The sequence below is a fragment of the Candidatus Methylospira mobilis genome (genome assembly GCF_009498235.1).
Classification (GTDB): Bacteria; Pseudomonadota; Gammaproteobacteria; order Methylococcales; family Methylococcaceae; genus Methylospira; species Methylospira mobilis.
On the sequence record NZ_CP044205.1, the window covers coordinates 260,839 to 284,602 of the forward strand.

General features: G+C 47.7%; 24 protein-coding genes and 2 pseudogenes. 23 read left to right on the forward strand and 3 right to left on the reverse strand.

From position 1 onward, the window contains the following. Positions 1–182 precede the first annotated feature (182 nt). Complete coding sequence (rfbG, locus tag F6R98_RS00945; RefSeq protein ID WP_153247342.1) at positions 183–1,259, reverse strand: CDP-glucose 4,6-dehydratase; 1,077 nt, start codon at positions 1,257–1,259, stop codon at positions 183–185. A 190-nt stretch (positions 1,260–1,449) separates the two neighbouring features. On the opposite strand from rfbG, the gene rfbF reads away from it, so the two are divergent. The 5 genes from rfbF (at position 1,450) to F6R98_RS00970 (ending at position 6,152) form a co-directional block, all read left to right on the forward strand. Then, positions 1,450–2,220: a glucose-1-phosphate cytidylyltransferase gene (rfbF, locus tag F6R98_RS00950; protein ID WP_153247343.1), complete on the forward strand. Its 771-nt coding sequence runs from the start codon at positions 1,450–1,452 to the stop codon at positions 2,218–2,220. 74 nt (positions 2,221–2,294) lie between these two features. Then, positions 2,295–3,095: an aldolase/citrate lyase family protein gene (locus F6R98_RS00955; RefSeq protein WP_153247344.1), complete on the forward strand. Its 801-nt coding sequence runs from the start codon at positions 2,295–2,297 to the stop codon at positions 3,093–3,095. Between the two features lie 33 nt (positions 3,096–3,128). Continuing rightward, positions 3,129–3,839, forward strand: a complete 711-nt coding sequence (locus F6R98_RS00960; protein ID WP_153247345.1) for an SDR family oxidoreductase — start codon at positions 3,129–3,131, stop codon at positions 3,837–3,839. Then, positions 3,823–4,974: a 3-dehydroquinate synthase gene (locus tag F6R98_RS00965; RefSeq protein WP_194270082.1), complete on the forward strand. Its 1,152-nt coding sequence runs from the start codon at positions 3,823–3,825 to the stop codon at positions 4,972–4,974. Before F6R98_RS00960 ends, F6R98_RS00965 begins: the two co-directional genes overlap by 17 nt. A 134-nt stretch (positions 4,975–5,108) precedes the next feature. After that, positions 5,109–6,152 (forward strand): NAD-dependent epimerase/dehydratase family protein, encoded by a 1,044-nt coding sequence (locus F6R98_RS00970; RefSeq protein WP_153247347.1) that lies wholly within the window; start codon positions 5,109–5,111, stop codon positions 6,150–6,152. Positions 6,153–6,209: 57 nt separating this feature from the next. On the opposite strand, the gene F6R98_RS00975 is transcribed toward F6R98_RS00970, so the two are convergent. Further along, positions 6,210–6,611 carry a transposase gene (locus F6R98_RS00975; RefSeq protein WP_153247348.1) on the reverse strand — a complete coding sequence of 134 codons (402 nt, stop codon included), beginning with the start codon at positions 6,609–6,611 and terminating at the stop codon, positions 6,210–6,212. Positions 6,612–6,761: 150 nt separating this feature from the next. Between F6R98_RS00975 and F6R98_RS22365 the strand changes: the two genes are divergently transcribed. From F6R98_RS22365 to F6R98_RS00995, 4 genes and pseudogenes are all read left to right on the forward strand, one after another. After that, positions 6,762–6,899, forward strand: a complete 138-nt coding sequence (locus F6R98_RS22365) for a transposase family protein (protein WP_153247349.1) — start codon at positions 6,762–6,764, stop codon at positions 6,897–6,899. Continuing rightward, on the forward strand, positions 6,854–7,033 hold the full coding sequence (locus tag F6R98_RS00985) for a transposase family protein (protein ID WP_153247350.1): 180 nt from the start codon (positions 6,854–6,856) through the stop codon (positions 7,031–7,033). The genes F6R98_RS22365 and F6R98_RS00985 overlap by 46 nt, the downstream gene beginning before the upstream one ends. A gap of 39 nt (positions 7,034–7,072) precedes the next feature. Further along, a complete protein-coding gene (locus tag F6R98_RS00990; RefSeq protein WP_265588142.1) occupies positions 7,073–7,576 on the forward strand; it encodes an ISAs1 family transposase in 504 nt (167 codons plus the stop codon). Continuing rightward, positions 7,558–8,064, forward strand: a pseudogene (locus F6R98_RS00995) (IS5 family transposase); the annotation flags it as partial. The gene F6R98_RS00990 and the pseudogene F6R98_RS00995, both read left to right, overlap by 19 nt. A gap of 7 nt (positions 8,065–8,071) precedes the next feature. Here the strand turns inward: F6R98_RS00995 and F6R98_RS22670 are convergent. Continuing rightward, positions 8,072–8,185, reverse strand: a pseudogene (locus tag F6R98_RS22670) (hypothetical protein); the annotation flags it as partial. A 227-nt stretch (positions 8,186–8,412) separates the two neighbouring features. Between F6R98_RS22670 and F6R98_RS01000 the strand changes: the two are divergent. From F6R98_RS01000 to F6R98_RS01065, 14 genes are all read left to right on the forward strand, one after another. Continuing rightward, positions 8,413–10,104: a glycosyl hydrolase family 28-related protein gene (locus tag F6R98_RS01000; RefSeq protein ID WP_153247352.1), complete on the forward strand. Its 1,692-nt coding sequence runs from the start codon at positions 8,413–8,415 to the stop codon at positions 10,102–10,104. A 634-nt stretch (positions 10,105–10,738) separates the two neighbouring features. After that, positions 10,739–12,544 (forward strand): thiamine pyrophosphate-binding protein, encoded by a 1,806-nt coding sequence (locus F6R98_RS01005; RefSeq protein ID WP_153250848.1) that lies wholly within the window; start codon positions 10,739–10,741, stop codon positions 12,542–12,544. Between the two features lie 140 nt (positions 12,545–12,684). Further along, a complete protein-coding gene (locus F6R98_RS01010; RefSeq protein WP_228125017.1) occupies positions 12,685–13,095 on the forward strand; it encodes a GtrA family protein in 411 nt (136 codons plus the stop codon). After that, the gene (locus F6R98_RS01015) at positions 13,095–14,027 is read left to right on the forward strand and encodes a class I SAM-dependent methyltransferase (protein ID WP_153247354.1); all 933 of its coding nucleotides are present in this window, start codon (positions 13,095–13,097) and stop codon (positions 14,025–14,027) included. Before F6R98_RS01010 ends, F6R98_RS01015 begins: the two co-directional genes overlap by 1 nt. Then, positions 14,027–14,971, forward strand: coding sequence for a glycosyltransferase family 2 protein (locus F6R98_RS01020; protein ID WP_153247355.1), 945 nt, complete (start codon positions 14,027–14,029; stop codon positions 14,969–14,971). Before F6R98_RS01015 ends, F6R98_RS01020 begins: the two co-directional genes overlap by 1 nt. Before the next feature lie 55 nt (positions 14,972–15,026). Beyond that, positions 15,027–16,448: a DUF2029 domain-containing protein gene (locus F6R98_RS01025; RefSeq protein WP_153247356.1), complete on the forward strand. Its 1,422-nt coding sequence runs from the start codon at positions 15,027–15,029 to the stop codon at positions 16,446–16,448. Then, entirely contained in the window at positions 16,436–17,248 is an 813-nt protein-coding gene (locus F6R98_RS01030; RefSeq protein ID WP_153247357.1) for a GumC domain-containing protein, read from the forward strand. Before F6R98_RS01025 ends, F6R98_RS01030 begins: the two co-directional genes overlap by 13 nt. Before the next feature lie 40 nt (positions 17,249–17,288). Next, a complete protein-coding gene (locus F6R98_RS01035; protein ID WP_153247358.1) occupies positions 17,289–17,951 on the forward strand; it encodes a hypothetical protein in 663 nt (220 codons plus the stop codon). A gap of 26 nt (positions 17,952–17,977) precedes the next feature. Further along, entirely contained in the window at positions 17,978–19,714 is a 1,737-nt protein-coding gene (locus tag F6R98_RS01040; protein WP_153247359.1) for an HAD-IIIC family phosphatase, read from the forward strand. Beyond that, positions 19,707–19,955, forward strand: coding sequence for an acyl carrier protein (locus F6R98_RS01045; RefSeq protein ID WP_153247360.1), 249 nt, complete (start codon positions 19,707–19,709; stop codon positions 19,953–19,955). Before F6R98_RS01040 ends, F6R98_RS01045 begins: the two co-directional genes overlap by 8 nt. Before the next feature lie 2 nt (positions 19,956–19,957). After that, positions 19,958–20,347 (forward strand): MaoC/PaaZ C-terminal domain-containing protein, encoded by a 390-nt coding sequence (locus tag F6R98_RS01050; RefSeq protein ID WP_153247361.1) that lies wholly within the window; start codon positions 19,958–19,960, stop codon positions 20,345–20,347. After that, complete coding sequence (locus F6R98_RS01055) at positions 20,344–21,060, forward strand: SDR family NAD(P)-dependent oxidoreductase (protein WP_153247362.1); 717 nt, start codon at positions 20,344–20,346, stop codon at positions 21,058–21,060. The genes F6R98_RS01050 and F6R98_RS01055 overlap by 4 nt, the downstream gene beginning before the upstream one ends. Beyond that, positions 21,050–22,528, forward strand: coding sequence for an MBOAT family O-acyltransferase (locus F6R98_RS01060; RefSeq protein ID WP_153247363.1), 1,479 nt, complete (start codon positions 21,050–21,052; stop codon positions 22,526–22,528). Before F6R98_RS01055 ends, F6R98_RS01060 begins: the two co-directional genes overlap by 11 nt. Positions 22,529–22,533: 5 nt before the next feature. Further along, positions 22,534–23,490: a hypothetical protein gene (locus F6R98_RS01065; RefSeq protein WP_153247364.1), complete on the forward strand. Its 957-nt coding sequence runs from the start codon at positions 22,534–22,536 to the stop codon at positions 23,488–23,490. The last annotated feature ends 274 nt before the right edge of the window (positions 23,491–23,764 follow it).

The following is a 23,764-nucleotide window of genomic DNA, read 5'->3' on the forward strand; positions in this document are numbered from 1 at the left end:
TCGAAATCGTTTTGTGCGCTGTTCAGGTTGGAATCATTAGCTGCTTGGCTGTCAACACCGGCAGGCCAATCATCAAATGACACTTGACCCTGGCATGTCCGCGTACGTTGATTGCGGATAAAGCCGATTCGGCGTAATCCACGCCGAATCAGCGATTTTTTGGCGCGGAGAAAGTAGAGGTTTTATGTTCTTTCGGAGTAATCTGTAATTTGTCTCAAGCTAAATTCACGCATATCGGCGCCTGCGCGATGCGCCTTATGCCAGGAGACGATATTTTCCAGCGTTATAGCCAGCCGCCATCGCGGATGCCAGTTTAAACGCATTTTCGCTTTGGAGCAGTCGAGTTTAAGATAATGCGCTTCATGCGGATGTTCTGCCGTGTCCAGTACCCAGCTTGCTCCGTCGCCCCAATGCGCTGCAAGTTTTTCAACGATCCACTGTACAGGTTTTGCGTCTTCGTCACTGGGACCAAAGTTCCAGGCTTCGCCGTGGCCGCTACCTGCCTCATAGAGGCGTTGAGCGAGCAATAAGTAGCCGGAAAGCGGTTCCAGTACATGTTGCCAAGGCCGGATGGCATGGGGGTTGCGAATTACGACCGGCGTTTTTTCGGATATGGCGCGCACCATGTCGGGAATCAGGCGGTCTGAAGCCCAGTCGCCTCCGCCAATGACGTTTCCTGCTCTGGCGCTGGCGATCGCCACGCGATGTTGCCCATATCGCGATGGATCGAAAAATGACAAACGATAAGCCGCAGTGACCAATTCCGCACATCCTTTGCTGCTGCTATAAGGATCATGGCCGCCCATGGCTTCGTTTTCACGGTAACTCCACGCCCATTCGCGGTTTTCATAGCACTTGTCGCTGGTAACATTGATAACCGCGCGTACGCTGGGAGTCTGTCTGACCGCTTCGAACAAATGTACAGTTCCCATTACATTGGTTGAATAGGTTTCAACCGGGTTGGCGTATGAGTGGAGCACCAAGGGCTGTGCCGCCATATGGACAACAATTTCAGGTGCGGCCAGCTGCATGGCTGCAGTCAACTGTTCGCCGTTTCGAATATCGGCGATAATCGATTTTAAACCATCCGCAACACGCGCTGTTTCGAATAAGTTTGGTGTTGTTGTGGGCTGCAACGCATAGCCGGTAATTTCCGCCCCCAGCTTCTGCAGCCATAAGCTCAGCCAGCTACCTTTGAAACCGGTGTGCCCGGTGATAAAAATGCGTTTTTTTGCCCAGAAGTCGTTGTTGTTAGTCATATTGTTTTCTGAATTATGCCGACAGCCTTTTGGCAGGCTCCAGTTGAAGAATGGGTAAGGAATGATATATGATATTCTATTGGGCGCGATGGCGGGTGTTCAATGTTTTCCCGCCTGCCAGACCGAAACCAGACTGTAGCGAGGGGGCGCAAATGAACGATATCCCTTTTGGACGGAGCGTTATCATATTATGAAAGCTGTCATTCTGGCGGGCGGGTTAGGCACACGCATTAGCGAAGAAACAGGGGTTAGACCCAAGCCGATGATCGAAATTGGCGGTAGACCTGTCTTGTGGCATATCATGAAAATCTATTCCTCGCATGGGGTAAGCGATTTTGTAGTTTGTTGCGGCTATAAAGGCTATGTCATTAAGGAATATTTCTCCAATTACTTTCTGCATATGTCGGACGTGACGTTCGATATGGTAGAGAATACCATGCAGGTACACCACCGCAAGGCTGAATCATGGCGGGTCACCCTGGTGGATACAGGCGAATCGACGCAGACTGGTGGTCGTCTAAAGAGGGTTGAACCTTATGTAGGCGATGATGATTTTTGTATGACTTACGGTGATGGCGTTGGCGATATTGACATTGGCGCGACGCTGGAATTCCATAAAGCGCATGGCCGGTTGGCCACTGTTACGGCAACCCAACCGCCGGGCCGTTTTGGGTCTTTAGATCTGGAAGGGACTTCGGTGCATAGCTTTCTTGAAAAGCCACATGGCGATGGAGGATGGGTTAACGGTGGTTTTTTTGTGCTTTCGCCAAAAACGCTTGACCTGATCGAGGGGGATGACACAGTATGGGAGCGTGGTCCCCTGGAAGAATTGGCGCGTAAAAATCAGCTTGAGGCTTATCGTCATCATGGTTTTTGGCAGCCGATGGATACCTTGCGTGATAAGGTTCACCTGGAGGAACTTTGGGCGTCCGGCAGGGCTCCGTGGAAGATATGGTCATGATAGCTTTATATTTGGCGATATACTGAAAATTGCTGATTACCAGGCCTCATGTAATATTGAGATATGTTATTTAAATGAATAAACGTGAAAGCGAGATGCTGGACATTCTGAAAATGTTGCGGCAAGAGTATGGCGCAGTATCTGTAAAGGCTGAATTCGAGGCTGAAGGTACGCGCACAGACGAGTTATTAAGACTGATTGATCTTGCCCGTCGCGCCGACCTTAAGATAGGTTTGAAAATTGGTGGATGTGAGGCGGTCAGGGATCTGATAGAGAGTAAACAATTTGGGGTTGAGTATATTATCGCCCCGATGGTTGAAACGCCGTATGCGCTGAAAAAGTTCATAGAAGCAAAAAACAAGGTTTATACAAAAGAAAATCAGGAGCACACCGACTTTTTGTTTAACCTGGAAACGATAACCACATTCGGCTCTCTGGATGAACTGGTCAATGTCGCGAAACTACAGGGGGGAGTCAAAGGAATCGTTTTCGGTCGCGTTGACTTTGCCGGATCCAGCGGATTGGATAGATCGGCCATTGATGCGGACAATATTACCCAATATATCATTTCAACTGCGGAAGCATGTAAAGCCAGCAACCTGGACCTGGTGGTCGGTGGTGCGGTTTCAATCGATTCCCTGCCGGCGTTGAGAAAGGTTAAAAACGTACATCTGACACGCTTTGAGACGCGGAAGGTCATTTTTGTCGCAGATGCGCTCGATAACCCGGTTATGGAAAATGGACTCAAGGAAACCGTTTATTTTGAATTACTGTGGCTGAAAAATAAACGCGACTACTACGGAAGCATGCAGGGAGAAGACTCGGACCGTATCGCAATGCTTGAAACGCGGTGGAGCAACTTGAGTGCGGCATAAGCGGTGCCAAATCCAGTGACAATACATAAGTAGATGCTTGATTTTTCAGTGGCGGTTTTTGGCGCAAGCGGATCGATTGGGCAGGCCGTCTGTAAATGGCATCGTGCCAAAGGCCATCGGGTGGTAGGTATTAGCCGTGCCGGCGCGCCCACGGATCAAAGATCTGCGGGAGATTGGCTGGAGTGGGATGGCGGGGAGGATACGGAAGTTTTTTCTATTCTCGAAGGGGGTCGGCTGAATGCTGCCGTATGGGCTCAGGGCGCAAACGGCAGTGATAATATCTACAGTTTTGATCTGAAAGCACATGAAAAGATGTATGCAGCCAATGTAACCTATGTGCTTCTTAGCCTGCAGGCCTTGCTGCGACGGGACTTGCTTGGTCCTGCGGCGCGTCTTTGCATCATCAGTTCGATTTGGCAGAATATCGCCAGACAAAACAAGCTGTCCTATTGCGTTAGCAAGTCGGCTTTGCAAGGGCTGGTTCAGTCTTTGTCGATTGATCTCGGCGCCTCCGGTTACATGGTAAACGCGGTTTTACCCGGTCCGCTGGATACGCCCATGACTCGCGCGAACTTAAGCGCTGAGCAATTGCAACATCTCGAGAAGTCGACTCCACTGCTCTCGCTTCCCTGTCTGGACGATGTGTGCAATCTGGTCGGCTTTTTGTGTTCCGGAGATAATACCGGGATTACCGGGCAATTCATTGCAGCAGACCGAGGGTTTTCTTATGCGCGATTCGTTTGAGGTTTCCTCCTCTTCGGGAAACTATGCCATAGTTTCAGGCGCAGGTTTGCTGGCTGATATTGTCGAGAAAAATCCGGATGCCGTTTTTATTGTCGATGGAAAGCTGGTTCGTCATATACCGTCGCATATATCCAGAGTAGTCGTTATCGAAGCCGTTGAGGCTAATAAATCTCTGGAAGCCATGTCGAACATAATTTTGCAGCTTAGAAATTATGGGGTTAACCGCGACAGTCATTTGGTTGCAGTCGGCGGCGGCGTTATTCAGGATATTGCTACCTTTGCTGCGTCGATCTACATGCGAGGGATCACCTGGACCTATATGCCAACAACGCTGCTGGGTATGGCTGATTCCTGTATAGGCGGCAAATCATCGATAAATGTTCTGGGATATAAAAATCTGGTTGGAAACTTCTACCCGCCTGAGCAGGTATTGATCGACCTGGATTTCGTTGGGAGTCTTGATGAAGAGCAAATTGTTGGCGGTTTGTATGAGGCCGTCAAGATTTGCTATGCGCGCGGTTACAAGGCATTCCAGGAGTATCTTTCCGATGCGCCTGCGCTGCCCATCTCCTCGTTTGGCGCGCAACGTGTGGTTATGCGTGCATTACGTGCCAAAAAATGGTTTATAGAAAACGATGAGTTCGATCAGAAGGAACGGTTGCTGCTCAATTTCGGGCATACTTTTGGGCATGCGCTGGAAGCGGGTACCGGGTTTGGCGTGAGTCACGGTATAGCGGTCGGTATTGGAATGTTAATCGCTATAGAATACGCCGATCGGCGCTTGTGGCTATCTCCGCAGGGGGTGGACGCCACCCGCCAGTTAACTAACTACGTTCGAACCTTGCTTGGTGAAGGCGAAAATTGCGCTGTTAACGGCCCTGAACAGATTGATCTGGTGCTGGTGCTGGAAAAGTTCAACAATGACAAGAAACATCGCTCCGATAGCTATCGCATGGTTGTACCTCGTGGCGACGGTGCATTGGAACTGGTATCCGAACCGCGCACCGAAGCAGTGCGGATGGATATAACTGCTGTATACCGGAACGTGCTGAAGAGCATAGGCTGGGATGTTCGTTACCAGGCATATCGCGAAGCGAATACCAATCCTCCTCTCCCGCCGGGAGAGGCTGGGTGAGGGAAACCGGGCGTGGGCGCATGCGTTTGCAAGATACGGGGCGGCGCTTGCGCCATGACCGGTTAGGCTGAACCCGGTAAGTCAACCAAGCCAATGCGGAATGAGGCTGTGTCGAAGCGCGTAGGATTTATCTGATGTCGAAATGGTCGCTGGAACAAGATCTGGATGCGGTTTTCGATGCATGCGGCAGCATATGGCCGTCATTGCACGGCGCAAAACTGTTTATTACCGGAGGGACTGGTTTTATCGGTTGCTGGCTGCTGGAGAGTCTTCGCCATGCGGACCAACGCCATGGTTTGGATGCGCAGGTCACCGTCCTGACGCGGAATCCTCAGGCTTTTAAGGATAAAGCGCCACATTTGGCCAATTACCCCATGTTCGACTTTATCGCAGGCGATGTGTGTAGTTTCATTACGCCGGCCGGCGAATATACCCATCTCATTCATGCCGCTACCGACGCCAGTGCCGATCTCAACGAAAATGATCCCCGGCGCATGTTCGATACCGTAATCCAGGGTACCCGCAGATCCCTGGATTTTGCAGTGGAAAAATCGGTGGATCGCGTGCTTTTTCTGAGTTCCGGGGCTGTTTACGGTCAGCAGCCGTGGGAAATGGAGCGGGTTGCGGAAGAATGGAACGGTTCACTGTGTTGCACCGAGCCTCGCAGCGCTTATGCCGAGGGTAAGCGGGCAGCTGAGATGCTTTGCTCCATATACGCAAAACAGTTCGGCGCCAGGATAGCCATTGCCCGCATTTTTGCCCTGCTTGGTCCCTATTTATCCCTGGATATACATTTTGCCGCAGGAAACTTTATTCGCGATGCGATGCAGGGGAAACCCGTTATTGTAAATAGCAGCGGGTTGGCGTGCCGCTCTTATCTCTATGCGTCCGATCTGGTTGTCTGGCTTTTGCACATGCTGGTGCGGGCGGAGTCCGGAAAACCGTATAACGTTGGATCCGATGAGTCCGTTGCGCTTAAAGATCTGGCGCAAAGAGTGGCCTCTACGCTGGGAAATGGCGAATACGAGGTTCGGGGCGCCGTTGATACCGGATGGAACCCGGGCCGTTATGTGCCGGATACCAGTCAAATCGGCCGCGATTTAGGGCTGCACAGAACTGTCTCGCTGGATGATGCGATACTTAGAACCGCGCTTTGGCATGGTTGGAATGGGAAGTGACGAAAATGAAGTTATCTGAATTATTTGTCGAAAAAACGGGTGAGAACAGCATCGTCATCAGCAATTCCCAATTCTAGACTTATATATATAAAAGCAATAGCTTAAAGAAGCAACTTTTTGCGGGCAAACGCGGAAGTTCAATAGCGTGGCGGCGTCGGGTACGCGTTCATGCGTGAGGTCTATACCGACAAAGCGGCAGAGTATCGGCATGTCATAAAGCGCGTCTTCCGTTCCTTCGTCTGAAAAGCCGTACCGTTGCTGGATGAAATACAGCCGCAGCATCCTTTCGATCCCGATAGGCGGGCGGTCTCGCCCGGAAGCAGGATACACCGGCTGAATGGTCTCAATCAGCTCAGACCAGGGAACTACCTGATCCATCGCGTTCAAAAAAGTCTCGCGCCGCGTGATGCGGGATTTCTGCTGGAAAAGCACGTCAAGGAAAGTGGTCTGTTTCATCATGCGCCGGGTACCGTTACAGTATAATATATTGATTATTATATCATGATTAAATATTATCCATAATATATAAATGGAAATAGGCAGCGATTAAATCAGTGTTTCCTTAATTGAAAGTTAGGTTTTGGGTTTGTATATCCGAAACCAGCGGAAATGAGCTTAATAGAACACTTTGCGACACTTGAAGACCCGCGAATCGAACGTAAAAAACTCCTTGGCCTAATCGATCTGATAGTACTGAGTGTATGCGCGATCAGCAGCGGCGCAGAGTGGTGGCAAGGGATTGTGTAGACTTTGGGCATGAAAAGCTGGAATGGCTCCGCCGTTTTGTTCCGTTGAAAAGTGGGGTGCCGTCGCGAGACTGTATCGCCTATGTGTTTTCTGGAATCCCCACTGAAGATTTCCGGTCTTGTTTTATGGTGTGAGTTGAAGGCGTTAGAGAGAAAAGCGGAGGAGAAGTGATAGTGGTAGATGGCAAGACTTCGCGAGGATCGAAGGACCGCAAACAGGGGAAATCGCCCTTGCATCTGGTCAGTTCGTGGGCTTGCGCCAATCGAATGGTGCTTGGGTACGAGGCCACTACCGGGAAGTTGAACGAAATCACCGCCATTCCCAAATTGCTGGAACTACTGAAATTGAAAGGCTGCATCGTCACGATAGATGCCATGGGCTGTCAAACAGCGATTGCCAGGCAAATAATTGAACAGAAAGGTGAATATGTGTTGGGTCCCAAAGAGAACCAGCCTTTGTTGTACGAAGCGGTGGATGATTATTTCACGATTGCGCGAAACGATGGCTTCAAAAACATCAAGTATGGCTATGCCGAGGAAATAGACAAAGGGCATGGGCGAATGGAGATTCGTCGCCACTGGATTTGCGAAAACCTCAGCACCTTGCCACACCCTGAGCGCTGGGAAGGATTGCGTAACATTGGCATGGTAGAGCGGGAGTGGGAGAGGCCCGCATGAAACAGGGGCGCAACGCCTCGACAAGCTTTTTGATCGTCGATGCGCAGAGCGTCAGGAACACGGATAGCGCGCGGCATAAAGGCTACGGCGCGGGCAAAAAAGTTTCAGGCATCAAGCGGCATAGTGCCGTGGACACGCAGGATCTGCCGCATGCGATTGCGGTCAGCACGGCGGAAGTAACCGATCGCCAGGGAGCGCTGGCGGCCTTCGATCGATGTTTCTCGAATCTTCAGCAGGTGCGTAGCGTATTGGTGGATGGCGGTTACAGCGGACAACCGTTTGCCCGGGCGGTTAAAGAGAAACCGGGGGCAGCCAGGCGTAACGAGCTACATACCTTTGCGGTGATACCTCAACGCCGGATGGTTGAACGTTCATTCGCCTGGTTGGAAAAATGCCGGGGTTTATGGAAAAACTGCGAGCGCGAGTTCAATACCGGCTTGCAGTTTATCCATTTGGCCTTTCTGGCGTTATTACTGAAAAGATTATGAACAGCTTCTAAGGAGAAAGTAGATCAGCGCCGGACGTTCCGGCATCCAGACGCCTCACCCAGTAGTTGAAGGTAGCCGGCTTTGGATCATTTCGACGGCTATTTTCGACCTGATTCAAGCCGCTGGCGCGCCACTACTCGATATGACGTATCTGCTCTGCTCGCTTGTTATCCATGCTTCGACTCCCCAGAGAAAGATTAAAGAATGAAGGATGCGGTATTTTTATGTGGACGGGACGGCTGGACGTTTACCTATGAGCGGCCCTTTGACAAGCTCAGGACGAACGGGTATATAGTCAAGCTGGGAAGTTCTTTCAGCCGTATTCTAATAACTTAATGGGGTAAAGCTATGACAGACTCGACATTAGCAGGCACTTCTTTCGCTACAGTTAAGACTTTCGGTGCGGTTGGCGACGGCATTACTGACGACACATCTGCAATTGGTAGCGCGATTATAGGTTCGCCGGGCGGCGTCATATTTGCGCCGGGGACGTATCTGGTGTCCAGTAATTTGACTTTCAATCAGGGGGTGGGATTTCTCCCAAGTGCCAGCATCAAAGTTAGTTCCGGCGTCGTCATTACTTTCAACGGAGCAATCAACGCAGGAGTACAGCAGATATTCCAATTGCTTGGGACTGCCCGGATCGTAGCCGCATCTGGGTACAATAGCATTGGATACGCGGAATGGTTCGGTGCAGTTACCAGTACGGGTATGGATTGTCTGGCGGCGATTACTGCATGCTATACCACTTTTCCGCTTACTCAATTGCAGGCTGGTGGATATACATTAAGCGGAACTCTTCAATTGAATGTGAGTGGTCATAAATTGGCCGGTTATGGTCGCGACTGGAGTACAGGGGCAGGTAGCGGTACGATACTTGTAGCTAGTCACAATGGCGATGTGGTATTACTTGGCACAAATACATTCCCTGGATCAATTAACAATATGACGCAGGATTTGAGTATCCGAGACTTGGAAGTCGCAAGAGCGTTACAGCCGGTCATCGCTTCGGGGTGTGCGGGTATTCGATCTTCCTATAACTTATACGCAACGATCGACAACGTTCGCTCGGCGGAATCCATGATCGGATTCATATTCGTAGGTACAGTATCTAACCGTGTTGATAGATGCTATGCCTCTCGCACTGTGGCGGGCAGTGGTTTGGGCACTGACTCATGGAAGGGGTTCTATGTTGACGGCACCTCATCCCTTGGTGCTGCAGGCGGCAACGCTTCGATTTATTTGACCAACAATTCTGTCGGTATAGGCGCACTCACCCCTGGGCAAATGAATCCCGGTTTTCAAGGCCTAGTGCTGGATAATCAGTTTTCGGACACCTATGTTGACCGTTTTGAATCCGCAGGCGTCCCTGTCGGCGTCGCGATTTATGGCGACAGCGGATCAACCGGCTCATCATTTACGAATAATGATTGTTTCCTTGACCACCTGATTATCGATCAGTTTCTATACCAAGGCGTGTACATAACGGGAATGGCGTATAATGGGTCGATAACACTGAGTAACAGTTACTTCGCTCCGGTGAATGCGACGGGTCCCAACGCCTGCGTACAGATAGAAAGCAATTATGGGTCTGTCGGGATAGATGGGTGTCAGTATGTACTGGATAATTCTAGTGGCTGTATCGGGCTGTACGTGCATAACTCTACCAATGTTACCAGCGGTTCACGCAATGTGATTCTTGAGCCGTCTGCATATGGTATCTACTTGAATGGGGTATCTGATAGCCGTTTTTCAGATCGTATCAAATCTATCGGAAACAATGCTGTTGCCGGGGTGTGGATCACTGGCACCTCTACTCGATGCAAATTTGACTGCTCCATGAATGGGGTAGCTGGTAAAATCGGCGTAGGGTATGAGACTAATGATACCGGATCATTTAATGAATTCAATTGTTCAGGCATAAATCCGTATGTACTGACCGGAAGCTCTTCAGCTAATAAGCTCATCCTCAACGGCACTCAGATTACATCCGTAGGACCGACATTGTATGGTAATGTCGCGTCAGGTGTCATGAACTAGCCAATATCTGCAGACAGGGTGCGCGCTATCTTTTTGAGACGGAGTTATCCCCATTACACATTACAGGTTTTGTGCGGCAAAGTGTGGTTGTTATTGCGTGGTGCGATATAGTTTTTTACCAGAGGAGCGTGGGCAGGAAAGTTACATCTGTTGACCTGCCACTTGGCCTTGGTATACAGGTTGTCGTTTTGGAGCGAAATCCTCGGGGTTTCGTTGTAAAGACGTGCGGTTCGGTTGGTTGTCCCAGATTTTGTTTTATCAGGGGTGATGTTAGTAACTTCGATATACCATCGGATGAGTTTGCACTTCTCGTCCATGATTCAACTGATGCTCGCGAGAAGCTCAACGAAAAAGATCTACGGTGAATGTTTGATACCGTAATTCAGGCAACCCGCAGATCGCAGGATTTCGCGGTGGAAAAAGTGTGGGCGGGGGCCTTTCCAAATGAGATGCCTATGTATTGAGAAATGGCGAATACGAGGTTCAGGCACCTCTGGCACTGAATGAAACCCTGATCGTTAATGTGCCGGATATATCTCGAACCGGTCGTAACTTAGGACAATGCAGAACTGTCTCGCTGGACGAGGCAATACGTATAACCGCGATCAGCATGGTTGGAATGGGAATTGAGAAAATGAAACTGTCGGATTACGTAGCCCAAAAGGTGGCTTCTCATGGCATTCGCCATGTCTTCATGGTCACCGGAGGGGGGGCCATGCATCTTAACCACTCCCTGGGTACTCACCCGGAACTCGAGTGCGTGTTTAATCACCATGAGCAGGCTTGCGCTATTGCGGCAGAAGCGTATTACCGGCTTACCAACCGCTTATCGGTAGTCAATGTCACGTCGGGTCCCGGCGGCACCAACGCCATCACCGGCGTGTATGGCGCCTGGGTGGATTCCATCGGCATGCTGGTGCTGTCCGGTCAGGTAAAATGGGAAACCACCGTGCGCAGCACCGGATTACCTCTACGCCAGTTTGGCGATCAGGAACTCGACATTGAAGAACTGGTGCGCCCCGTCACCAAGTACTGCGTTATGGTAACCGACCCGCGGACGATCCGTTACCATCTGGAGAAAGCCATTTATTTAGCGGTTTCAGGGCGCCCGGGTCCTTGTTGGCTCGACATACCGTTGAATGTGCAGGGCGCTCAAATCGACCCGGAAACCCTGGCCGGTTTCGACCCGTCCGAGCTCAATGAACCTTGGCGGCAGACGGATCTCAACGCCGCCGCCGCTGAAATCCTTGAAAAGATAGCTACGGCAAAACGCCCGGTAGTCTTCGCAGGCGGCGGCGTGCGCTTGAGCGGGCGGCATGACGCCTTCATTCGACTGGTTAATAAACTGGGCATTCCAGTAGTAACGGGCTGGAACGCCCATGACGCCATTTGGGATGAGCACCCGAACTATGTGGGGCGTCCCGGCACGATCGGCGATCGCGCCGGAAACTTCGCGGTGCAGAACGCAGATGTGCTTCTTATCCTGGGGAGCCGGCTTAATATCCGGCAGGTGAGTTACAACTGGCAGTCGTTCGCGCGCGAGGCCTATAAAATATGGGTTGACATTGACCCAGTCGAACTACGGAAGCCTACGGTGAAGGCCGACCTGCCGGTGCTGGCCAGCCTGACCGATCTGTTGCCGGTACTGGCCGATCGGTTCTACGCCGGTCCCGGCCAGGAGCACAAAGCCTGGTTGGCATGGTGCAAGGAACGCCGGCAACGCTTCCCCGTGGTGCTGCCTGAATACTGGAACAACGAGCGAGTCAACCCCTACTGTTTCATTGATGTTCTGTTTGACCTGTTGCAGGAAGGGCAAACCGTGGTAGCGGGGAATGGTTCTGCGTGCGTGGTAAGTTTTCAGGCCGCCAAACTGAAGCCGGGACAGCGGCTTTGGACCAATTCCGGTTGCGCTACCATGGGTTACGATCTACCGGGAGCTATAGGCGCATGCAAGGCTGCGGACAATAAGCCCGTCGTTTGTCTTGCCGGGGATGGCAGCATCATGATGAATTTGCAGGAACTGCAAACCATCGCCGGAAACCGGCTGCCGATTAAAATATTCATCCTCAATAACAGTGGATATGTGTCAATCTTTCAGACCCATCGTAATTTTTTCGGCGGGGTGGAGGTTGGCGGCGGCCCCAGGAGCGGCGTGACTTTCCCCAATTTTGGCCGTTTGAGCGCCGCTTTCGATTTACCCTATAAACGCTGCTCGCGTCACGAGGATTTAAATCAAACAATATCGGACACCCTGGCGGTGGATGGTCCGGCGGTATGCGAGATTATATTGGACGAGAACCAGCCGTTCGCGCCCAAGCTGGGATCGAAACCGTTAGCGGATGGACGTATAATTTCACCTGCGCTTGAGGACCTCTCACCGTTTCTATCTCGTGATGAACTGCGTGATAATATGCTGATTGATTTGATGGAGGAACCATAATAATGGGGCGAAGGCGGCGGAGTCGAAGTAAGTCCGGCCGCAGAGCAGAGCTAAAAAGAAACGTAGCGGATTCGCAACGGTCGGCGCACGGAAGAAGAGTAAAACAAAATCATGGCCGGCAGCCAAAGAAAAGCGGGACATTGGATTTTGCCAAACGGCATCAGACGAAGATAAGATATCTGCTGGCCGGCGCATTCAATACCGCCGTAGGCCTTGCTGTCTACCCTGCCCTTTATTTTCTAGCGTTGCCGCTGAAGCTCCATTATCTGATGATTCTGACTATCAGCCAGATAATATGCGTGACCGTCGCTTTTTTGACCAATAAGTTTGTGGTGTTTCGGACTTCCGGGAATTTTCTGCGAGAATTCCTTAAATTTGTCTCGTTTCATGTATCCTATTTTCTGGTAAATTTAGCCGCTTTACCGGCTCTGGTGGAACTGGCCGGAATGAACCCGGTTTGGGCACAGACCATTTTTGCCGTTCTGGTGATAATCACCAGCTACTTCTGGCATAGTCGTATCACATTTTCTTCAACCAAGGTAGCGAGTTAATGCAGCAAAATGATTTTCTCAGCCGCGTTTGCCCGGTGTGCGGCAGTAAAACGCTTCAGTCACCCGCCATCCATTCGGAAGTACGGGCGGAGTCCCTGGGCTTCGAGGCGCTGGTGCGCCACTGGAATGGATTCTTCAAAGAGAAGATATTTTTCACCTATGCGCGCTGCGGCGGTTGCGGGTTGTTATACGCGCCGGTTTTTTTCAATGAGCAGCAGCTGGAAAGCCTCTACGGACAGATGCCGCCGAACATGTCCGACGTGCCGATTGATGCCTTGCGCCGTACTCAATACGGCTATTTTACGGAACTGAAAGCTGTTTCCGAATTGAAGGGCGGATTTATCGAAGTGGGGCCGGATATCGGGTTATTTACCGAAAATTGTGTACGCGAAGGGCGGTTTGACCAATACTGGCTGTTCGAGCCGAACCGGGATGTGCTTCCGGCGCTGAGTCAAGTCGTATCCGGACGGCAGTTCCACGTCATCCATGACATGTTCGGCTTTGCCAATGTGCCGGATAGCTCAGCTTCGGTAGCGGTGATGATACAGGTTCTGGATCACCTGCTCGATCCGGTGTCAACGCTTGCCGAACTTCGGAGAAAGCTGGCGCCCGGGGCTCATCTGTTACTGGTAACCCATGATGAAGCATCGCTTTTACGGCGTATTACCGGCTGGCGATGGCCGGCGTTCTGCTTGCAGCACCCTCAGGTATATAACCCAAAAACGCTGCAAGCTTTGCTGGAAGCGGCCGGCTATAAGGTATTGCGGCAGACTAAAACAGTTAATTACTTTCAGGCCGACTTTCTCCTGAAGCATCTGCTCTGGGCGTTCGGCATTAAAGCTCGGACAGTGCCTGACCTGGGCCATCTCACGCCCGGTCTTAAACTAGGCAACCTGCTTACCATTGCAACACCGACAGTGGATGAAAAATAATGCGCGAAAACCGCACGCTGCTCAGCATCGTAACACCCTGCTACAATGAGCAGGACAACGTGGATGAGCTGTATAAGAGAATAAAAGCCGCAGTTGCCGGTCTCACGAAATATAATTTCGAGCTGATTTTTATCGACAACCATTCCGAGGATGACACTGTGTCCAGCCTGAAGGCGCTGGCGGCGGCCGATCCCATGGTCAAAATCATCGTCAACACGCGCAACTTCGGCCATATCCGCTCGCCCTATTACGGCATACTTCAGTCCAGCGGAGCAGCCACCATCTATCTGGCTTCCGATCTCCAGGACCCGCCGGAATTGATTCCGGAATTTATCGAACATTGGGAGGCGGGCTACAAACTGGTCATGGCCACAAAGCCGGTGAGTAAGGGTACCGCCTGGGTTCATGCCTTGCGCAAAGCCTATTACCGCTTTCTGGATGACATTTCCGATATATCGCTGGTGGCGGACTCAACCGGTTTTGGACTTTACGACCGGGAGGTGCTGGATAATATACGGAAAGTTGACGATCCTTACCCGTTTTTGCGGGGTTTAATATGCGAACTGGGTTACGAAATAAAGACTATCCAGTTTACGCAACCCAGACGATTGCGCGGCATATCGAAAAACAACTTTTATACCTTGTACGACATTGCCATGCTCGGCATAGTCAGTCATTCGAAAATGCCGATTCGGATAGCTGCATTTATGGGTTTCGCGCTGGGGGCGATGAGTGTCATTGTCGCCATGGTTTTCCTGTTTTTAAAACTGATGTTCTGGGATATGTTTTCCGTAGGCATGGCGCCGCTGGTTATCGGCCTGTTTTTTCTGTTCGGAATCCAGCTGCTGTTTATCGGTATCCTGGGTGAATACATCGGTTCAATACACACCTATCTTCAGCGTCGCCCTGTCGTTGTGGAAAAAGAGAGAATCAACTTTGATTGATCGTACAAAAAACGGTGGCACGTCTAGGGAGACGCTGAATAAGGAGTTACCGCTCATGGTTCTACAAGACTCTCCTGAGCGTAGTCGAAGGGGTCACCATGAACGGAAACAGTCATTTGCCGTTCGTTCTGAGCCTGCCGAAGGACTTAATCAGGGCTTTCCTGGCAGGAGGGTAATATACGCAGGTGTAATTGCACTGATCAATGTTGCGGGTTTTATCTATTTCATACTGTATTTTATGGAAAACGGATATTTGCCGAGTCCCTTTATATACGATAAGGCCAATACATTTATGGATCTGTTTAATCCGATGTATTGGGCATATGATAGCGGTCGTTATACCGAATGGGGCTCCGTCTACCCCCCGTTAAGCTTTTTGGTTCTGAAGTTGATTAATATTGCCCTGGCTGGGGCCGCGCCTGACGGCGGGCCGTTGGCAATGCGCGACGATTCTCCTTTTGTAATTGCGGGTTTCTGTTTTATATGTCTTGTTGCTCCCGCCATAATAATGCATGCAAGGCAATGGAAATCGGTTGCTAGCGTGGAAAAAGTTCTGATCTATGTCGCGATAATACTCAGTGCCCCCATGCTTTTTTCCATGGAGAGGGGAAATATCGTCGTGTTATGTCCGGTATTGTTGGTTGCCGCAATATCTGAAATTGGTTTTAAACGGATTCTGTCCATTGCGCTGCTGATTAATATCAAGCCGTATTTTGCAGTGCTGATGGTTTATTTTCTGATAAGAAAAAACCTTAAGGGATTTTTGTTCTGCTCGATTGCCGCATTCATGGTTTTTTTGGCGACAGGGCTGGTTCTCGATGAGAACTTCCTGTGCTTTTTCACAAATATCATAGGATTTGGGCAGGCAAAGGATTTATTTACTGTGGGCGAGGTGATGGCGTTGCCGTCGAGCGTGTCCGCTTTTTCGTATGTATTGCAGGATCCGGAAGGAAGTGCCTATGCTTTATCTTATGCCGTATTTGACGTGGTGTTGGCCGTTAATTTAATTGAAGCAACGAAATGGGTTTTGATCATTGTCTCTGTGGTTGCAGTATTTCTGAAGGCTCAGAAAATGCGCGACGGGGAAATATTTGCTTTGCTTGTGGTTGTTACAACTAATCTGGGTGTTTCGGTTGGCGGCTACACGTTGATTTTGTATATCGTATTGATTCCAATTTTTATTAAGATGCGTTTTTCATGGTTGTATATTGGGATACTGTCGATGATGTCGATGCCATTGGATATTATCGCGCTGGCGAATATGAATTTTGGAATCCATTATGCATATTTATCCGGCTCGAATCGTTACATAGACTGGTCGCTTGGGCTAGGCAGCATAGTACGTCCTGTTGCGAATATCATGTTGCTAGTTTTTCTAAATTATGAGTTTTTTACTAGAAAATTTTCAAATCGGACTGTCGAAGCTATGCGTAGCGCTAATTTGTCGATAAAGGAAGATGAAGTATGTCTGATCTGAACAACAAAATAGCAAAGTACGTGATAAGCGCTCTGCTGGGGACATTAATCGGCTCGGTGGCATATTTTGTCCAGCCGGTTAGATGGGAAGGGCAGGCGCTGATAAAAGTAGGTTCTGTGCTGGTTAAAGGCTCGCAAAAAACAACAAGTATTACGGTAGGGTTGGAAAATGCGAGTATTGAAGAAATGCAAGTAGTAATTGAACGGTTAAAATCCCCATCTTTTGTGCAGGCTGTTGTAAAAAAACTGGAAAATGAAAAAGCAGCGGAGCTGATATATAGCAAGGGCGATTTGGGCTTCAAGACTAGAAGCATCAGGAATTCAGACGCTCTGGTGATCACTTTGAATGGTACATCGCCAGCGCTTGTTCGATCCGCGCTTGACGCAGTGGTTGGAGAGCTATTGTATGTGCATGGAAATATTTTTTCCGAAGATGTGAGCAGCATTCAACGCGAAATTACCGCGCTTGAGTCTGAAATCGATATGATTTCAAGACGTTTGGATACGATAATTAATGCGAATGCTCATAAAGGGGAAAATCCTGATGATGAAAAAAACCTAATAGCGGGACTGGCGACAGTGGTCATATTGCATGATATGGATGTTAAAAGTGACCATCTTCGCGCGCTTCGAGAAAACATTTCCAGCCTAAACTCCAAACCTACCCGATTAGCGCAACCTGTTTCTGTTATGGAGTGGCGGATGTTTAAACAGCTTTGGCAGGCTTGTATAATTGGAGCTTTTTTGGGTGCCTTCTTGAGTTTTATCTGGGCAAGATTTGGAAAAATAAGGATAAAATAAGAAATCACTGCCGGATGAAGCTGGAATCCAGACTACTACGATGAAACGTGTAACTAAAACAGTCAGCGCATGTATTGCCACTTTGATATTTGTTATTACTGTTTATTCGGCTTTCCCCGGTGCGCTGATACGCTTTTTTTCCCAGCTTGAAACCCAGACCGTTATGGCAGAAAATTTGCTACCGGGGCAAGTAGTAGAGATCAGGCTGGGCCGCAAATATGTGCGGCCTCATCTTTGGGTTGCAGCCGCATATACCATGATACCTCCTTCAACTGGATATCCAAATTTATTTCAAACGGCCGATTTAAATGACGGTATTCGGCTGGAGTTTAGCGCTCAGGATGCGGCCGTTATTTATGCGACTGAACAAGGGAATTCTCCCGGCGCAGTTGTTTTACCCCAGTTATCGAAATCGGAAAAAATGTACCGAATCAATATTGAGGCTGTTTATGGTGAGTATATCAATATAAGGACAAATGGAACCTCCTTGGTGAAAATAATGAAGCCAGCGCCAACATTTCTGTTAAACCATATTTTGGTTGGGCAGGGATTTGATTCCGGAAGAAAATTCACCGGTAGTTTGCTGGAGTTCAAACTGTTTGTCGTTGAATATTCATACAATGAGATTTTTGTTTATGTCTTGCTGTGGGGAATTTTTCTTGGGGTTATTGCTGCGTTGAAAATCATACCCACAAGAAGTTAAGTATTGTGCAATAAATGAAGTAAATTATGAAGATTTCAGCCAGCTTGGTGTCCGGTTTTACAGGTATAAAGACTGAATCGAAGCCATACAGACTTGCGGTCCTGGGCGATAGCGCAACCCAGCTGTTGGTCAAAACCCTGACTCGAGAAGGGCAGGCATGGGGGGGCGGTTTAGAAATATTTGAGAGCGATATTAATCAGATCGATCATATGGTGAGGAATCCCAACTCGGATCTCTATGTATTTTCTCCTGAAGCTGTACTTCTTCTTTACTCTGCTGAGGAATTACAAAAGCAATATTATGCCGCCAACCACAGGATCGGAGAACAGTTTGTTTCTGACAAAATTACGGAAATACGGCAGATAGTTTCATGTCTGAAGGCAGATGCTGTAGGCCGTAAAATTATTGTTTCGAATTACGCCGAGATTAATGACGGCGTATATGGCAATAATGCCAATAAATATCGTGCATCGTTCTTGTCCAGCCTGCGCCGCATCAACATTGCGTTAATGGATATGGTTGAGGGTGACAGCAGCGTTTATATTCTTGATCTAGCTCTTATGCAAAGCCGGATTGGCCGCAGCAAATTGTTTGATCCCCGTTTATACGTAACATCATCCATGGTTTATTCTGTTGAAGCGTTACCGGTAATCGCCAGAAATATAATCGAAATACTTGCCTCAGTTCAGGGAAACGCGCGCAAATGCCTGATCCTGGATCTGGATAATACGATATGGGGCGGGGTGATCGGTGATGACGGGGTGGAAAAAATAGAGCTCGGGGAGCTTGGTATTGGGAAGGCATTTACCCGAATACAGCGCTGGGCTAAGGAGCTTCGGTCAAGAGGCATATTACTTGCCGTTTGCAGTAAAAACAGTGACGAAATTGCGAAAGAGCCGTTTTTAAAACACCCTGATATGGAGTTGAGGCTTGAAGATATTTCGATTTTTATCGCCAACTGGGATGATAAGGTAACTAATATAAGATATATACAGTCGATGCTTAACATTGGCTTTGATTCAATGGTATTTATCGACGATAACCCGTTTGAACGTGAACTTGTCAAATCGGCGTTACCCGAAGTTGCTGTTCCAGATCTCCCTGATGATCCTGCAGAATATATGGATTTTTTGCAAGAGCTGAATTTATTTGAAGCTGGTACGCTGTCCGATCTGGATGCTGACAGAACGTTAATGGTTCAGCGGGGAATTGAAACGCGCCAGCTTCAAAGTAAATTTGAAAATGAAGGCGATTTTCTGCAGAACTTGAACATGATATGTAAAGTTTCAGGTTTTAACAATTTTAATACGCCTCGAGTCGCTCAACTTAGTGAGCGATCAAATCAATTTAATTTGCGGACGATACGCTATAGTGAGCAGGAAGTGAGGGCGATCAGCCAGAATCCGGACTTTGCCGGCATGGCCTTTAGCCTGGAGGACAGGTTGGGCGATCATGGTCTTATAAGTGCAGTCGTTCTGAGTCAGAAGGGTTCGAGTCTGTTTATTGACAACTGGTTCATGAGTTGCCGTGTGCTTAAGCGGGGCGTTGAGCATGTAGTGCTGGATAAAATTATCTGTTTAGCCATAGCTCGCGGCTGCGAGGTGGTAGTAGGTGAGTATATCCCAACAAGAAAAAATGGTTTGGTTAGTAATCATTATGAAAATCTAGGTTTTCATTCGCGAGCCGATGACGGTTTATGGGTGTTGCCCGTCACGGATTTTATTAAAGTTGAGCACTTTATTGAGGTTGTGCGGCATGATTAGGAAGGAAGTTTTAAATAACATAAATGATATATTCAACGATATATTCAATGATGAATCAATTGTGATTACCGAAGCATCTTCAGCCAAAGATATTGATGAGTGGGATTCCTTGAATAATATTCAGATTGTCGTAGCCGTGGAAAAAAAATTCAAAATCCGCTTTAAGGCGTCTGAAATATCAGGATGGAATAATGTTGGTGAGATGTGCGACTCGATTGAGACGCTGCTGCAACAAAAATAAGTATGATATTAGGCCAAGAGTTCACTGTTGACTTCCAGATTAGCGAAAAAATATATTCTGGATTTATCAATATTTTTGATGACAGAAATGCGCTGCATATAAGCGATGAATATGCACGGAGCAAGGGATTTGAATCCAGGGTTATGCACGGGAACATACTTTGCGGATTTCTTTCACGTTTTGTTGGAGAGTTGTTGCCGGTAGAAAATACGGTCATTCATTCCATTGCAATCAATTTTCGCAATCCTTGCTATCTGGAGGAAGTTGTCACGCTTAAGGCAAGGGTTGAGGAAGTGCATGAAAGTGTATCGGTTTATGTCTTTAAATTTTCCTTTATTATCGGGAGCCGGACTGCTGCAACGGGAAACTTACAAATAGGTCTGTTAAAATGAATATTCTCATTACTGGAGGTGCATCCGGCCTGGGCAGTCAAATTCTTTTGAAACTGGCGAAATCGGGGCATACTGTGTACTTTACCTACAATAAGTCTGCCAACGAAGCGGGTGTTCTTGAAAAGGAGAATCCAGGGTGCCGTGGTTTCCAGTGTGACTTTCATGATGCGGCAAGCATCGACGGGTTATTGTCGGCATTAAATGGTTTAACACTGGATGTGTTGATTAACAATGCTCTGCCATCATTGAAGGCGGTCCAGTTTCAAAGAACAAATGTTGATGATCTGGTGTCCAGCTTCGCGCTTAATGTTATTCCGATTTTACATATTACCCAGGCGTGTCTCTCAATATTTAGAAAACAACGTTCAGGACGAATAATAACGATTTTGACTTCCTATCTGATCAACCGGCCCCCTGTTGGGTATTCAGAATATGTTGCAAACAAGGCGTATCTCCATGCAATGAGCAAGGCGTGGGCAGTAGAAAACGCGAAATTTGGCATTGCGGTTAATTGTATTTCCCCGTCAATCATGCGTACCGGTCTGACTTCCGACACTGACGATCGTGTGCTTGATTCTCTGGCAGCTTCAAATCCATTTGGACGATTGGTAGAACCAAGTGAAGTGGCTGAACTGGTAGAATTTCTCGTCAAAGCACCGTTGCAATTGAACTCATCGAATTTCATTCTAAACGGTGGGGCGGATGTTATTTAATTCCTGGGAATTTCTGATATTCTTTCCCTTGGTCGTAGTGCTGTTTTATTGTTTGCCTGATCGCCATCGCTGGAAGTTATTGTTATTTTCCAGTTGTTTATTTTATATGGCGTTTATCCCGTATTATATATTAATCCTGTTTGCAACCATTGTCGTAGACTACTTCGCGGGAATACAAATAGAACGTAGTACAGGACGTACCAGGGTTTTTTATTTATTCGCAAGTATTGTGACAACCTGCATGATTCTTTTTTTCTTCAAATATTTTGATTTTGTAGCTAGAAATGTAAGTTGGATTTCGAATGTATGGGGTATTGGCATTACCATGAATCCGCTTGGACTGGTTTTGCCGATAGGTTTGTCATTTCATACTTTTCAGAGTCTGAGCTATGTAATTGAGGTTTACCGAGGAAAACAGAAGCCTGAATATCATTTCGGTATTTATTCGCTTTATGTCATGTTTTTCCCACAGCTGGTTGCGGGGCCAATAGAGCGACCGCAAAATATGTTGCATCAGTTTCGCCGAAGCGTTCGGTTCGATAGTGAGCGGTTTAGGTCAGGGTCTATGTTGCTGGCTTGGGGATTATTCAAGAAAGTTGTGATTGCCGATCAACTGGCAACCTACGTTAACCCCGTTTTTCAAAATCCTGATAATTTTGATGCAGCCTCTATCGCCATTGCTGTATTCTTCTTTTATTTTCAAATTTACTGCGACTTTTCAGGGTATTCGGATATCGCGCTCGGAACCGCACGTATGCTTAGTTACGATCTGATGCGGAATTTTAATTTACCTTTTCTTTCCAGGACCATGTCGGAATTCTGGAAACGATGGCACATCTCACTTTCTACCTGGTTGCGTGACTATATCTATGAACCGCTTGCGCTTAATTGGAGGGATCGCGGTTTAATTGGTATTTCATTCGCGTTGATAGTAACCTTTTCAATAAGTGGTGTATGGCATGGCGCCGAATGGACTTTTATCGTATGGGGGTTGTCGCACGGAGTGGTATTGACGCTTGAGCTTGGAGCCTCCAGGATATTCAAGGCACGAAATCGAATATTCCCTCCTGTTATAGGTGATAAGCTTGCAATGCTTCGCACGTTTTTTCTTGTCAGCTTGAGCTATGTGTTTTTTCGCGCCAGCAATATTGACGATGCCTTATTGATACTTCAAAAGCTCTGTGGTGGTTTGGCCGTATTGCCATGGAGCCTCGATAGGATTTTATATCATGACATCGGTGATTATAAGATCATAGGGCATACGCGTAATGAATTCATATTTTCAATTGTTCTAATTGCAACGCTGATTACGCTCGAGAAGATACATTCAGAAAACTTATTGACTCCAGCGCTTAAATCGCTGCCGCGCTATGCTCGTACCCTTATTTACCAGGCGTTTATCTTGTTTATGGTTGCATATGGAACGTGGTTTACCAAGCACAGCTCTTTTATATATTTTCAGTTTTAAACATCATGGCTAAAGTATTATTGCGGATAATTGTTGTCGCCTTGCCGGCATTGGTGCTGCTTGCTTATGTTGAGTTTGGTCTTTCGCAATTGGATACGCACTATCTATCCAAAAAAAACTTCTTGGAAAAGCAGAAAAACGATATTGTAGTTCTGTCGCTGGGTTCATCAAATGCTTATTATGGCATTAATCCGGAAACGTTCTCTTGTACAGGATTTAATTTGGCCTATAACGCACAGAGTATGTATTATGATCTGCAGTTTGTTGAAAAATATATCGATGAACTTCCCAGGCTGAAATTGGTTGTGCTCCCGATCATTTATTATACAATGGGTAGTGATCTTTTAAATACTTCACAGGATTGGAGGGTTTTTTTTTATAAGCAATACTATGGTTTACCTTTACAAAGACCTGATGATGGTGTTTTTTCAGTAATTAAGCAATTAATAGATGCGCGTAATTACACAAAAATTGCATTATACGGCGATACCTTGTACGCTCATTTCAAAAGCGGTTTCAGCGGTCATGTCGACTATGTACCGGAACGTACGGGATGGTACAATTCTTCGTCTGTTGATAAGGCTGATTTGAATAAATTTGTTGGTCGAGATGCTGCAGTAGCGCATAGCCGGGATTATGATCCTAATACGGCTAAACGCAATATCGCTTATTGGCAGGTCTTGGTTGATTTATTAAACGAAAAACATATTCAAGCTGTTATTGTTCATTTGCCTGAGCACGAAACCTATTACAAAAATCTTGATCAGTCAAAATTGGCCGATTTCAATATGACGGTCAATACCTTTGCAAGAAAGAACGGCTTGGCTTTTGCTGACTATAGCCAGGATCCCCGCTTTAATTTAGATGACTTCACCTTCATGGTGGACCATTTGAATCCGCATGGTGCTGCTAAATTAGGTGAAATCCTGGATCAGGATTATATTAAAAAGCTTTGCCGGTAAATTTAACCTAGAACAGATATTTGGCTTCGATAATTGCAAGTCTGTTGGCAGTTGACAGAAAAATTCATTATTATTATGAGCGCTGCTGCCTCACTATCGATAGGAGCTCTGTTGTGCATAAGTGTACAAGACTAACTGATGTGGAAGACACTTTGGCTCGTTTTCCAGCCCTGAAGCGTGTTGCCGGCGAGACAAGCGCATATTTCACTATGCTTAGACAGACACACTTATCTACATCATGTATATTTTATCTGTATCTCGAAACACAATTGGA

Excerpts from the sequence above, each read along its gene's own strand:
- rfbG (WP_153247342.1), bottom strand. The coding sequence starts at position 1,259 with ATGACTAACAACAACGACTTCTGGGCAAAAAAACGCATTTTTATCACC.
- rfbF (WP_153247343.1), top strand. The coding sequence starts at position 1,450 with ATGAAAGCTGTCATTCTGGCGGGCGGGTTAGGCACACGCATTAGCGAA.
- F6R98_RS00955 (WP_153247344.1), top strand. The coding sequence starts at position 2,295 with ATGAATAAACGTGAAAGCGAGATGCTGGACATTCTGAAAATGTTGCGG.
- F6R98_RS00960 (WP_153247345.1), top strand. The coding sequence starts at position 3,129 with ATGCTTGATTTTTCAGTGGCGGTTTTTGGCGCAAGCGGATCGATTGGG.
- F6R98_RS00965 (WP_194270082.1), top strand. The coding sequence starts at position 3,823 with ATGCGCGATTCGTTTGAGGTTTCCTCCTCTTCGGGAAACTATGCCATA.
- F6R98_RS00970 (WP_153247347.1), top strand. The coding sequence starts at position 5,109 with ATGTCGAAATGGTCGCTGGAACAAGATCTGGATGCGGTTTTCGATGCA.
- F6R98_RS00975 (WP_153247348.1), bottom strand. The coding sequence starts at position 6,611 with ATGATGAAACAGACCACTTTCCTTGACGTGCTTTTCCAGCAGAAATCC.
- F6R98_RS22365 (WP_153247349.1), top strand. The coding sequence starts at position 6,762 with ATGAGCTTAATAGAACACTTTGCGACACTTGAAGACCCGCGAATCGAA.
- F6R98_RS00985 (WP_153247350.1), top strand. The coding sequence starts at position 6,854 with ATGCGCGATCAGCAGCGGCGCAGAGTGGTGGCAAGGGATTGTGTAGAC.
- F6R98_RS01000 (WP_153247352.1), top strand. The coding sequence starts at position 8,413 with ATGACAGACTCGACATTAGCAGGCACTTCTTTCGCTACAGTTAAGACT.
- F6R98_RS01005 (WP_153250848.1), top strand. The coding sequence starts at position 10,739 with ATGAAACTGTCGGATTACGTAGCCCAAAAGGTGGCTTCTCATGGCATT.
- F6R98_RS01015 (WP_153247354.1), top strand. The coding sequence starts at position 13,095 with ATGCAGCAAAATGATTTTCTCAGCCGCGTTTGCCCGGTGTGCGGCAGT.
- F6R98_RS01020 (WP_153247355.1), top strand. The coding sequence starts at position 14,027 with ATGCGCGAAAACCGCACGCTGCTCAGCATCGTAACACCCTGCTACAAT.
- F6R98_RS01025 (WP_153247356.1), top strand. The coding sequence starts at position 15,027 with ATGGTTCTACAAGACTCTCCTGAGCGTAGTCGAAGGGGTCACCATGAA.
- F6R98_RS01030 (WP_153247357.1), top strand. The coding sequence starts at position 16,436 with ATGTCTGATCTGAACAACAAAATAGCAAAGTACGTGATAAGCGCTCTG.
- F6R98_RS01035 (WP_153247358.1), top strand. The coding sequence starts at position 17,289 with ATGAAACGTGTAACTAAAACAGTCAGCGCATGTATTGCCACTTTGATA.
- F6R98_RS01040 (WP_153247359.1), top strand. The coding sequence starts at position 17,978 with ATGAAGATTTCAGCCAGCTTGGTGTCCGGTTTTACAGGTATAAAGACT.
- F6R98_RS01045 (WP_153247360.1), top strand. The coding sequence starts at position 19,707 with ATGATTAGGAAGGAAGTTTTAAATAACATAAATGATATATTCAACGAT.
- F6R98_RS01050 (WP_153247361.1), top strand. The coding sequence starts at position 19,958 with ATGATATTAGGCCAAGAGTTCACTGTTGACTTCCAGATTAGCGAAAAA.
- F6R98_RS01055 (WP_153247362.1), top strand. The coding sequence starts at position 20,344 with ATGAATATTCTCATTACTGGAGGTGCATCCGGCCTGGGCAGTCAAATT.
- F6R98_RS01060 (WP_153247363.1), top strand. The coding sequence starts at position 21,050 with ATGTTATTTAATTCCTGGGAATTTCTGATATTCTTTCCCTTGGTCGTA.
- F6R98_RS01065 (WP_153247364.1), top strand. The coding sequence starts at position 22,534 with ATGGCTAAAGTATTATTGCGGATAATTGTTGTCGCCTTGCCGGCATTG.